The organism is Candidatus Paralachnospira sp. LCP21S3_A2 (genome assembly GCF_052118925.1).
In the GTDB taxonomy this organism is placed as follows: domain Bacteria; phylum Bacillota; class Clostridia; order Lachnospirales; family Lachnospiraceae; genus Lientehia.
Map to the genome: position 1 here is coordinate 81,165 of NZ_JBQKGG010000009.1, position 10,667 is coordinate 91,831.

Sequence of the window (10,667 nt, forward strand, 5' to 3'; positions counted from 1 at the left end):
TGGCACGTTACGTTTTCGTAAGGTTTGATTTCCAAAATCTCTGAGTTTCTTATTCCGAATAAGCTTCTGCACCTTCCAGAATCCGGAAGCGCAGGACAAACTCCGTTCCCGCCTTTCGTCCGTCCGCTTCTTTTATCGGAAATACCTGGATCGAACCATGATTGGCTTCCACGATCTCTTTCACCATGTTCATGCCAAGGCCGGTTCCGCCGGACACTTCCTTTCCGGTGTAAAACCGGTCAAAGAGATGGGCCGCCTCATCGGCACTCATGCCGCCGCCCTCGTCCTGCCAGTCCAGAACCACTTCCGTTCCTTCGGTCCGCCCCGTCACCAGGATCGTTCCGCCGTCCATGGCCTCCGCCGAGTTTTTCAGCAGATTGGAAAGAGCGGTTTTCAGCCAGCGCCCGTCTGCAAAAAGGCTTAATCCCGCCTCCAATCTGGTTTCCAGCCGAATCTGTTTCTGTTCCAGAAACGCTTCCTGTTCTTCTTTTACGCTGTCCAAAAGGACCTGCACCGATGTTTCCGCTGAAACCATCACAAGCTTTCCTGCCACCAGACGGCTGGAATTCAACAGCTCGTCCACGGTTTCTTTCAGGCGGCCGCACTGCTCCTGGCAGTCCTCCAGTTTATTTTTTACCGCCTCCGGAAGCATTTCCGACCTGGTTTCCATCAGATCCAGATCCAGCCGGATCGCTGTCAGCGGTGTTTTCATCTGATGGACCATGTTTTCCATGAACCGGTTCAATCCTTCTTTTTCCTCCTGGATCATACGGACCATGCCCGCGTTTCTCCGTCCCAGAAGCTCCGCCTGGTTTGCCAGCGCCGAAAGGATTCCTTCCTTCCACCGGTCCATTTCCGGTTTTTTCCCTGCCGCGATCTGTTCCATGGCAAGGGACAACCCGCAGATCTTATGAAACAGCCGCGATACGGTACGGTTCACATACAGAAAACAGCCAACAGACAGAAGCACAAACCAGACTACCGCCCCAATAAGCACCGTCTGGCTGCTCTCTGCCATCATGGACAAAAGAATTGTCCGGCTCTGCTCCCCGTAAAGATCATACAACGCCGCGCCGGTCTGCGCCAGGCAGCGTTTTCGCTCCAGCCACACCAGCAATACTCCCGAACACGAACAAAGCGCCAGAAACAGCAGACTGCCGTTCCGAATCCGCCGAAGCTCCTGATTTCCTGCATATTCCATTCTGTCTCCCCCTGTTCTGTATCGTTACCGTTCCACCGGAACCGTCCAGCGGTAGCCCACATACCGGACCGTTTCCAGATACGCCTTTCCTTCATACATTCCCAGCTTGTCCCGCAGTCTGCTCACATGCACACGGACCGTATTATCCTCGATGAACTGTCCGTGCTTGTCCCATACCAGGCGCACCAGTTCGTCTCTGGAGACAGGCTCCGGCCACGCCCGCATAAGGAGCCATGCCACCCGGCCTTCCTTCGGTGTCAGAGGAATCTCTTCTCCGTCCCGCTCGATCCTCCGGCTTCTCCGGTCAAAGATCAGGTTCCCGCTTTTCCAGGTGTCTGTCTCACTGCTTCCGCTCCGCCGCAGTAACGCCGCCACTCTGGAAAGAAGTTCCTTTAACCGAAACGGCTTTGCCACATAATCATCGCCGCCCAGCTCCAGTCCTTTCACCGTGTTTGCCTCATCGGAATACGCCGTCAGAAACAATACCGGGATCTTTGATACCTGCCGCAGTTCCCGGCAGACTTCAAATCCGCTGATCCCCGGCAGGCGCACATCCAGGATCCAGAGATCCCATGTCTCCTGCTCCAGACCGGAAAGAGCCTCTTCTCCGGTTCTTGCACCGACCGCTTCATAGCCCTGATCGGTCAGCGCTTCCAGAAGCCCCTCCCGCACGGAAGTCTCATCTTCCACAACCAGAATCCGTTTTGCCATACGCTTCTCCTTTTGAAAAAGGGACAGACACCGCTTCTTCTGATGTCTGCCCCTTTTCTGTTCGTTCACTGAAAATCCGTTTAAAACCTGTTTTCTGTAAAAAACCAGACTTGTTTGATATCGTTTCTTCTACGCTTATGATCCAAAATCAGTCTTGATGATGTCAGCGGAATAGTAAACCTGTCCGCCCACAAACGGAATTCCCTTGGCCGCATACATTTCTTCCATGGTTACAAGCTGGAAGCCCTGCGCCTTCAGCTCCGGAATGATGGTCTTGCAGGCCTCAATGGTCCATTCGTGAATATCGTGCATTAAAATAATGTCGCCGTCAGCCGCCTTTGTCTTTTCATCATACAGAACGGCATTGATGGTTGCCTCCGCACTCTTCGTCTGCCAGTCCAGAGTGTCTACATCCCATCGGGCCAGCGGATACTCGTTCACATAGGCGAGCACATGATTATTCCAGCCGCCGTAAGGAGGGCGGACGGTGCTTGCTTTCGGATATCCCCAGCCGGTGAGGATATCGTTGACACCTTCGATCTGCTGGGTGATCTCCTCATCGGTGATATTTTTCAGGTTCTCGTGGTTCATGGTATGATTGCCTACCTGGCAGCCAAGCGCCAGCTCCCGGCCGACGATCTCCTTGGCATCTGCCGCCTTGAGTGAATCACCCACAACAAAAAAGGTTGCTCTGGCATCGTTTTCTTCCAGAATATCCAGAAGCTCCGGTGTTGTGGAAGCCTTGGGGCCATCGTCAAAGGTCAGACAGATCATGGGCTTCGCAGGATCCACCTTGCTGCTCCCGGAAGCTGCAGGCTGACCGGAGGCTGCCTGTCCGTCTCCTGCGAGATCCACAGTCAGATAATCGCTCAGATCTGTCATGGGGATCGTAAAGGAGATGGTATCGGTCTTTTCCGGGATCAGAGATCCACCCGCAAAGTAAAGAGTCAGTCCGTCCTCATTCCAGGTGTAATACTGGAAGTTCACCTCTGCAGCCGCAGTGGCCGCCTCCTGCACGGTTCCCTCCTGAGTCTCGGCAAATGCCTTGGTCTTTTCCGACAGAAGCTCCAGATAACCGTCCTTCAGCACATCGGAAAGAGCAAGCTGAGCGCCATCCGTCAGACGGTAGGTATAAGTCTCCACCCGGCTGGACTGATTATCCGAGGGAAGCTGCTTCTGAATATCGAATTTCACAGAAACCACGGAATTTCCGGTCTGGTAGATTTCATAATCGGCCACCATGGTCATGCGCTTCGGTGTATCGGTCCGCTGTGACTGCACCTCACTCTTGAATACCGAAACAATATCCTCAGCCCGCTCCTTGATGGCTGCATCAATGGTATCATTTCCAATTACCGGATAGCGAAGGGCATATCCCTCATAATCGGCAATTTCTTTTAATTCCTGCGCTTTCCCGATCTCCTGCCTGTCGGCAGATACGCTGTACTGAAAATCCGCATCTGTCAGCTTCTGGAGTGTTTCCGAATTACTGGTTTCGGAAGCTGTTCCTGAAACCGGAGAATCATTCCGGTGCATAAACTTCCAGCCGATGACGCCTGCCAGCACTACCGCAAGAATCACCAGCAGCACGATGATCGTCATATGTACCTTCCTTCGGCTGTCCCGCTTTCTGCCTCTCGACGGAGATCGGTGCGGTCTTTCCTTCTCGTAACCTTCATGTTCCGAAGGCATTCTCTGATTTCTCGGGCCCTGATAGCTGCTTTCGTGATGCGCCGAAGCCGTTTTATGACCCTGGACATGCGTTCCCTGCGCACTGTTCCGGTTTGTTCTCGGTCTGTGAGACAGCTGGATATATTCCAGCTCTTCCTTTTTTCCGTCCTGTGACATATTGGTTCCTCTGCCTTTCTTTTTCCTTTCTTTTTCAATCGTTCCTATTCTATCACATATCCGTAAAAACTTCCTACATATTTTTCTGACAATTTTATTATATCTTTCTGAACATCTCTTCCTGAACTTCGGTTCTTTTCTTAATTTCCCTCCATCCATAGTCAAAGCCCCTCCCACAAGCTTCCTTGTAGCGGGGCTCAGACATCATACTCGCTTTTATTGACTGATTCCGTTCCGACACAGCCATTCCGGCCTGTCTTTAAACAGGACTTCACACCCTGCGTTCACAGGAATTCATTTAGATTCCCAGAAATTTCTTTACGGTCTCCTTCATTTCACCGGTCTCGCACACGGTCTTATGAAGCACCGGTGCCGTCCGGATCTCCTCGATTGCCTCCGGAACCTTCACGCCGGAAAGTCTGGAAAGCTCATCTACCAGAGCAAAATCCTCCATGGCATCATACTTGGGATCGATGGCTGTCAGCACGCTTCTTGTAAATTTATAAGGACTGGCGGTGGACGCGATTACCGTCTTGTTTTCATCTCCGCTTTTATTCTTATACTGGCGATATACATAGGAAGCAACTGCCGTATGGGTGTCGATGATATAACCTGTCTTGTCGTATAACGCCTTGATCTCCTCGGCGGTTTCCTTTTCGTCTGCATAGCCGCCGACAAAATCAGACAGCTCACTCTTCATGGACTCGGTGATCTCGTACTTTCCGTTCTCGGAAAGAGATTTCATCAGCTCTGCGTCCTTTCCTGCGTCCGCACCGGCAATCTTATAGAGCAGACGCTCCAGATTACTGGAGATCAGGATATCCATGGACGGAGAACTGGTCAGGATAAACGCCCGGTTCCGGTCATACGTTCCGGTCTGGAAGAAATCGAACAGAACCTTATTTTCATTGGACGCGCATAACAGCTTTCCGATAGGCAGTCCCATCTGCTTTGCATAATATGCTGCCAGGATATTTCCGAAGTTTCCGGTAGGAACCGTCACATTGATGGTCTCGCCTTCTTTAATGATTCCCTTCTTTAACATCTGTCCGTAGGCATATACATAGTAAACCACCTGGGGAACCAGACGGCCCACATTGATCGAGTTTGCAGAAGAGAACTGATAACCGTTTTTATCCAGCTCGGCAGCCAGCTCCTTATCACCGAACATGGCTTTTACACCGCTCTGGGCATCATCAAAGTTTCCATGGATTCCCACAACAAAGGTGTTGTCACCCTTCTGGGTCACCATCTGTTTTTTCTGGATCGGGCTTACGCCATCCCTGGGATAGAATACAATAATCTTCGTTCCCGGCACATCTGCGAATCCGGCAAGAGCAGCCTTTCCTGTATCTCCGGAGGTTGCCGTCAAAATCACGATATCATTTTTGATCTGATTTTTTCTTGCCGCTGTTACCATGAGATACGGCAGGATGGAAAGTGCCATGTCCTTGAAGGCAATGGTTTTTCCGTGGAACAGCTCCAGATAATAAGCACCGTCTGCCTCTTTTAACGGAGCGATCTCCTTTGTATCAAATTTATCATCATACGCACTGTTAATACATGCTTTTAATTCTTCTTCCGTATAATCTGTCAGAAATTCTTTCATCACAGCGTATGCTGTTTCCTGGTAAGAAAGACCGGAAAGCTCTCCAAGCTTTACCGGAAGCGCCGGGATCCGGTCAGGAACAAACAGACCGCCGTCATCAGCCAGTCCCTTGAGAATTGCCTGAGATGACGTTACCTTGCCGCCTGCACCTCTTGTACTTCCATATAACAATTCGGACATTTGTTTTTCCTCTCTTTTCTGCTCTTTTCGATGGGTTCCCCCGTTATCCGTTTATCATCATAACACAGCTGATTTCATTTGTCACCCCGGATTTTTGAATTGCCTGCCGCCTTGCGCGGCTCCACCCAGGCCAAACACCCTAAGTTCATAGTCTGCTTTTCACGCCGGCCCGGCATGTTACTGCTACGGAAAATCACTCTCCGCGACTCCACCCAGGCCAGCCAGCCGGCACATACTCTAGTTGCCTCTGTCTGGCCTGGGCAGTGAATCCGCGAAGAAACGTAGTTGTTAAACAAAAATACCGGGGCTCGGGACGTCCCCTGCGCAGCAGACATGCACGATTCCGGCTGATTAAAATCCTTCCGATATTTTCGCCTCTATCTGGCCTGGGCAGTGGATCCGCGCAAATACAGATACCGGCGATTTGGGGAGGGAGTATGTGCGTCTTCCGTCCGAAACGCCGGTATCTGATTTATGTTTGATCTACATTTCCTTCACCAGGCTGGTAAGCTCTGCCCCGGTAAAGGCCGCCAGCTTCTCCGGATCCACAAACATCTGAACCCCTCTCTGCCCGGCGCTGACTGCGATCTCATCAAACAGTACAGCTGTTTCTTCTATATAAGTAGGGTATTTCTTTTTCATACCCACCGGTGAACATCCGCCCCGGATATAGCCGGTCAGACCCTGAAGCTCCTTGACATGTATCATCTCCACCCGCTTGTCCCCAGCTGCTGTGGCTGCCTTCTTCAGATCCAGCTCCTCGCAGACCGGAATACAGAACACCAGAATTCCTTTTTTCTCTCCCCGGGCCACCAGTGTTTTAAAAACCTGATCCTTGTCCAGTCCCAGCTGTGCCACCACATGAGCGCCGCTGAGATCACTTTCGTCCACCTCATATTCCATCGTGTGAAAGGGGATCCCCTCCGCCTCCAACAACCGCATTGCATTGGTTTTTACTGCCTTCGCCATGTTACACTCCTCTTACCGGAAAGAGCGCCCCGCAGGGCGCCCTTTCGTTTATTTCTTTGTTTCGTTAATATAATTCATCAGGCCCTCTGCCCTGATGATTTTCTGCATAAACTCCGGAAACGCCTGTCCCTTAAACTGAAGCTTTTTCGTTTTATCATAAATCATGCCGCTGTCAAAGTCAATCTCCACCTCATCTCCGGCATCGATCCCCTTGGCTGCCTCCGGGCATTCGATGATCGGAAGACCGATGTTGATAGCATTGCGGTAGAAAATACGGGCAAAGGTCTCTGCAATCACGCAGCTTACACCGGCTGCCTTGATGGCGATAGGCGCATGCTCTCTGGAGGAGCCGCAGCCAAAGTTTTTGGACGCCACAATGATGTCGCCCTTCTTTACGTTCTTCACGAAATCCTTATCAATGTCCTCCATGCAGTGTGTTGCCAGCTCTGCAGGATCGGAGGAGTTTAAGTATCTGGCGGGAATGATCACATCGGTATCTACATTATCCCCATATTTAAATACTGTTCCATCTGCTTTCATCGTCTGTCCTCCTTACATTCCAAGCTCTTCCGGACCGGAGATCCTTCCGGTCACTGCACTGGCTGCTGCAACCGCAGGGCTGGCCAGATATACCTCCGACTTTACATGTCCCATACGGCCTACAAAGTTCCGGTTTGTAGTGGAAACACAGCGCTCACCCTCTGCCAGGATTCCCATATAGCCGCCCAGGCAGGGTCCGCAGGTGGGAGTACTCACAATCGCTCCGGCCTCGATAAAGGTCTTTAACAGCCCTTCCTCCATAGCCTGGAGATAAATCTTCTGCGTTGCCGGAATCACAATGACGCGAAGTCCTTTCTTGACCTTCCTGCCCTCCAGGATCTTTGCAGCCACACGCAGGTCATCCAGACGGCCGTTGGTACAGGAGCCGATCACTACCTGATCGATGACAACCTCACCGACCTCATCAATGCTTCTTGTATTCTCCGGCAGATGAGGGAAGGCAACGGTCGGACGGATGCTTCCCAGATCCAGACGGATCGTCCGCACATATTCGGCATCCTCGTCTGCCTCAAAGCGCTTAAACGGACGGGGAGAATGCTCCTTCATATATGCAATGGCTTTTTCATCCACGGGAAAGATTCCGTTCTTTCCGCCGGCCTCAATTGCCATATTCGCGATAGTAAAGCGATCATCCATAGACAGGGATGCAACGCCCTCTCCGGTAAATTCCATGGACTGATACAGTGCGCCATCCACACCGATCATGCCGATCAGATGCAGGATCACATCTTTTCCGCTTACCCATTTCTGGAGCTTTCCGGTCAACTCAATCTTAATCGCTGCAGGAACCTTGAACCAGGCCTTTCCGGTTGCCATGCCTGCCGCCATATCCGTGCTTCCCACACCGGTAGAAAATGCACCCAGCGCACCGTATGTACAGGTATGAGAGTCTGCACCGATGACTACATCTCCTGCCACAACCAGTCCTTTCTCCGGAAGCAGCGCATGTTCAATCCCCATCTCTCCCACATCAAAGAAGTTGCTGATCTCGTGCTTTGCCGCAAACTCACGGACACACTTACAGTGTTCTGCCGATTTGATATCCTTATTCGGCACAAAATGATCCAGCACCAGAGCGATCTTATCTTTATGAAATACCGAGCTGTCTTTCATTTTTTCGTCCATCTCATGAATGGCAACCGGCGATGTAATATCGTTTCCAAGAACCAGATCTAAGTCCGCTTCGATGAGCTGTCCTGCTTCCACAGACTCAAGTCCTGCGTGAGCAGCCAGGATCTTCTGCGTCATAGTCATTCCCATAGTAATATCCTCCTTTGGATTTTCACACTGCCCTTATTATAGCATTTTCGCCGTTATAATTGAAATAATGATTTTGTATGTTTACTATAAACCCCGGTTATGATATCATAAAATCACTAATTCATGATCGGAGGCTCCTATGGAACAGAATCTTTCTCTCTACCGGATTTTTTATGAAGTTGCTCAGACCGGAAATATCTCCCGGGCCGCAAAAAATCTTTATATCAGCCAGCCTGCCATCAGCAAGGCCATCAGCAAGCTGGAGGACAGTCTGGAGATCCCGCTGTTCATCCGCAATTCCCGCGGTGTCCAGCTCACAGAGGAGGGGGCGATTCTGTTTGAGCATGTACAGGGTGCATTCAAGCTTCTGGATCGTGGCGAGGACGAGCTGAAGCGCATGACCGAGCTTGGCGTAGGACATATCCGCATCGGCGTCAGCACCGTGCTCTGTAAATATGTACTCCTCCCCTGCCTGAAGGAATTTGTGGCTCGTTATCCACATATTAAATTCACGATCCACAGCCAGCCCACCCTCCAGACCATGGAGCTTCTTGAACATCAGCAGATCGACCTGGGGCTCATCGCTGAAATGCCTCCGCGTAAGAACATCGTTTTTGAGCAGATTATGAAGATTGAAGACGGCTTCGTCGCCACCCCCGCTTATCTGACCAACATGCGGCTCCGCGAGGGCGCCTCCCAGTCTGATGTATTCAAAAACGGTACCATCCTCATGCTGGAGAAGGGCAATGTAACCCGTTCCTATATCGATGATTATCTCCGTGAGCAGCACATCGAGCCAAACCACCTCCTGGAAGCCTCCACCATGGATCTGCTGATTGATTTTGCCCGGATCGGTCTCGGCGCCGGCTGCGTCATCAAGAACTTCGTGAAAAAGGAACTGGACAACGGTACCTTCGTGGAGCTTCCCCTGGATATTCCCATTCCGAACCGCTCCATCGGATTTGTCTGGGGCAGCCAGACACCGAATTCCAAGGCACTGGATATGTTTATAAAATTTTATCGGCATTTTTATTTGAAGTAGGGCAAAGGCTGAGAATCTGAAACTTTTACTTACCACTCGCCTGTACGCACCCGTACCGCCCAGATGGCACATATTTGAGTTGCCCCTGGGCGGCACGGGCTGCGATACTGGCGGGTTTTTAGTTTTTAACAGACTTTTACAGATTCATTCTCTTCCGAGTACCCATACTTCAATACTGAAAAAAGAACTGAATTGAGTCCGGTGAAAAGGTACTCGCCCTCCACAAAGGCACTTACCAGACGAACCGGTCATCAGATGGAATAGAAATCTCTAAATCCAGCGGAAGTTTGATTTGATAATACAGAGAAAAAAAGGTATAATCTCTCTGTATTATTTTGTTTAGTCGCATAAACTGATTATACCGCGAACGCCGGGCTTTTCGAAGCTCGGCGTTTTGTGTTGGGGATATGAAATGAGCTGCCGCACGTTTGATATGCTCCCTTCTAGGTAGACAAGTGAAATAATAAAAACTTGTCACTTAGGAGGGAGCATATTTTATGTCTAAAAGAAAAGTATCTGTTGAGGATAAGATATGTGCTGTAAATCTATATCTGGATGGAAAAGAAAGCCAACGGCGAATTGCCGATATGTTTGCTGTAAGTCTCGCATCTGTCCAACAATGGATTCGAAACTATGAATCTATGGGAGCAAATGCACTCACATTGAAAGGAAATAAAAAATATTCCAAAGAATTGAAACAACAAGCAGTCTTAGATTATTTAGCAGGCTATGGTTCTCAAGATGATATTTGCAAAAAATACGGGATCCGTTCGAAAGGTAAGTTACAAACTTGGATAAAGAAGTATAATGGTCATGAAGAATTAAAATCTTCTGGAACAGGAGGAAGCATTGTCATGACCAAAGGAAGAAAAACCACTTTTGAAGAACGGGTTGAAATAGTACAGTATTGTATCGCACATGATCGTAATTATGCCCAAACAGCAGAACAATACCAGGTGTCCTATCAACAGGCTCGCAATTATATAATCAAATATGAAGCTGGTGGAGTGGAAGCTTTAAGAGATAACCGTGGCAAACGAAAACGTCCCGATGAGATGAGTGAATTAGAAAAGCTGCGTGCTGAAGTTAAAATTTTAAAAGCAGAGAAAGAACGTGCTGAAATGGAGGCATCTTTTTTAAAAAAACTCGAAGAAATAGAGAGGAGGCGAGGCTAGGCCTGGTCCGTCATGAACATATATATCAGGCAATCAAAGAAGAACATGAAGATCATAATTATTCAGTTGCTGCACTTTGTAAACTTGGTAATGTTTCTAGAGCAGCTTATT

The 10,667-nt window shown here is 49.7% G+C and carries 9 protein-coding genes; 2 read left to right on the top strand and 7 right to left on the bottom strand.

The features are described 5' to 3' along the window. Positions 1-49: 49 nt before the first annotated feature. The 7 genes from ACTQ3K_RS08255 to leuC form a co-directional block, all read right to left on the bottom strand. The gene (locus ACTQ3K_RS08255; protein WP_441567162.1) at positions 50-1,201 is read right to left on the bottom strand and encodes a sensor histidine kinase; all 1,152 of its coding nucleotides are present in this window, start codon (positions 1,199-1,201) and stop codon (positions 50-52) included. 24 nt (positions 1,202-1,225) lie between these two features. Then, complete coding sequence (locus ACTQ3K_RS08260; protein WP_441567164.1) at positions 1,226-1,912, bottom strand: response regulator transcription factor; 687 nt, start codon at positions 1,910-1,912, stop codon at positions 1,226-1,228. A 135-nt stretch (positions 1,913-2,047) separates the two neighbouring features. After that, positions 2,048-3,760, bottom strand: a complete 1,713-nt coding sequence (locus ACTQ3K_RS08265) for a polysaccharide deacetylase family protein (protein ID WP_441567166.1) — start codon at positions 3,758-3,760, stop codon at positions 2,048-2,050. A gap of 298 nt (positions 3,761-4,058) precedes the next feature. Further along, complete coding sequence (thrC, locus tag ACTQ3K_RS08270; RefSeq protein ID WP_441567168.1) at positions 4,059-5,549, bottom strand: threonine synthase; 1,491 nt, start codon at positions 5,547-5,549, stop codon at positions 4,059-4,061. A gap of 483 nt (positions 5,550-6,032) precedes the next feature. Further along, positions 6,033-6,518, bottom strand: coding sequence for a Cys-tRNA(Pro) deacylase (gene ybaK / locus ACTQ3K_RS08275; RefSeq protein ID WP_441567170.1), 486 nt, complete (start codon positions 6,516-6,518; stop codon positions 6,033-6,035). A gap of 48 nt (positions 6,519-6,566) precedes the next feature. Continuing rightward, a complete protein-coding gene (leuD, locus tag ACTQ3K_RS08280) occupies positions 6,567-7,058 on the bottom strand; it encodes a 3-isopropylmalate dehydratase small subunit (protein ID WP_441567171.1) in 492 nt (163 codons plus the stop codon). Positions 7,059-7,070: 12 nt separating this feature from the next. After that, a complete protein-coding gene (gene leuC, locus ACTQ3K_RS08285; protein WP_441567173.1) occupies positions 7,071-8,339 on the bottom strand; it encodes a 3-isopropylmalate dehydratase large subunit in 1,269 nt (422 codons plus the stop codon). A gap of 139 nt (positions 8,340-8,478) precedes the next feature. Here leuC and ACTQ3K_RS08290 point away from each other — a divergent pair, with 139 nt between their 5' ends. Both ACTQ3K_RS08290 and ACTQ3K_RS08295 read left to right on the top strand, forming a co-directional pair. Further along, entirely contained in the window at positions 8,479-9,381 is a 903-nt protein-coding gene (locus ACTQ3K_RS08290) for a LysR family transcriptional regulator (protein WP_441567175.1), read from the top strand. Positions 9,382-9,878: 497 nt separating this feature from the next. Beyond that, a complete protein-coding gene (locus ACTQ3K_RS08295) occupies positions 9,879-10,556 on the top strand; it encodes a helix-turn-helix domain-containing protein (protein WP_441578594.1) in 678 nt (225 codons plus the stop codon). Positions 10,557-10,667 lie beyond the last annotated feature (111 nt).

Coding starts and splice junctions, on each gene's coding strand:
- leuD (WP_441567171.1), bottom strand. CDS start 7,058: ATGAAAGCAGATGGAACAGTATTTAAATATGGGGATAATGTAGATACC.
- ACTQ3K_RS08295 (WP_441578594.1), top strand. CDS start 9,879: ATGTCTAAAAGAAAAGTATCTGTTGAGGATAAGATATGTGCTGTAAAT.
- ACTQ3K_RS08290 (WP_441567175.1), top strand. CDS start 8,479: ATGGAACAGAATCTTTCTCTCTACCGGATTTTTTATGAAGTTGCTCAG.
- leuC (WP_441567173.1), bottom strand. CDS start 8,339: ATGGGAATGACTATGACGCAGAAGATCCTGGCTGCTCACGCAGGACTT.
- ybaK (WP_441567170.1), bottom strand. CDS start 6,518: ATGGCGAAGGCAGTAAAAACCAATGCAATGCGGTTGTTGGAGGCGGAG.
- thrC (WP_441567168.1), bottom strand. CDS start 5,549: ATGTCCGAATTGTTATATGGAAGTACAAGAGGTGCAGGCGGCAAGGTA.
- ACTQ3K_RS08265 (WP_441567166.1), bottom strand. CDS start 3,760: ATGTCACAGGACGGAAAAAAGGAAGAGCTGGAATATATCCAGCTGTCT.
- ACTQ3K_RS08260 (WP_441567164.1), bottom strand. CDS start 1,912: ATGGCAAAACGGATTCTGGTTGTGGAAGATGAGACTTCCGTGCGGGAG.
- ACTQ3K_RS08255 (WP_441567162.1), bottom strand. CDS start 1,201: ATGGAATATGCAGGAAATCAGGAGCTTCGGCGGATTCGGAACGGCAGT.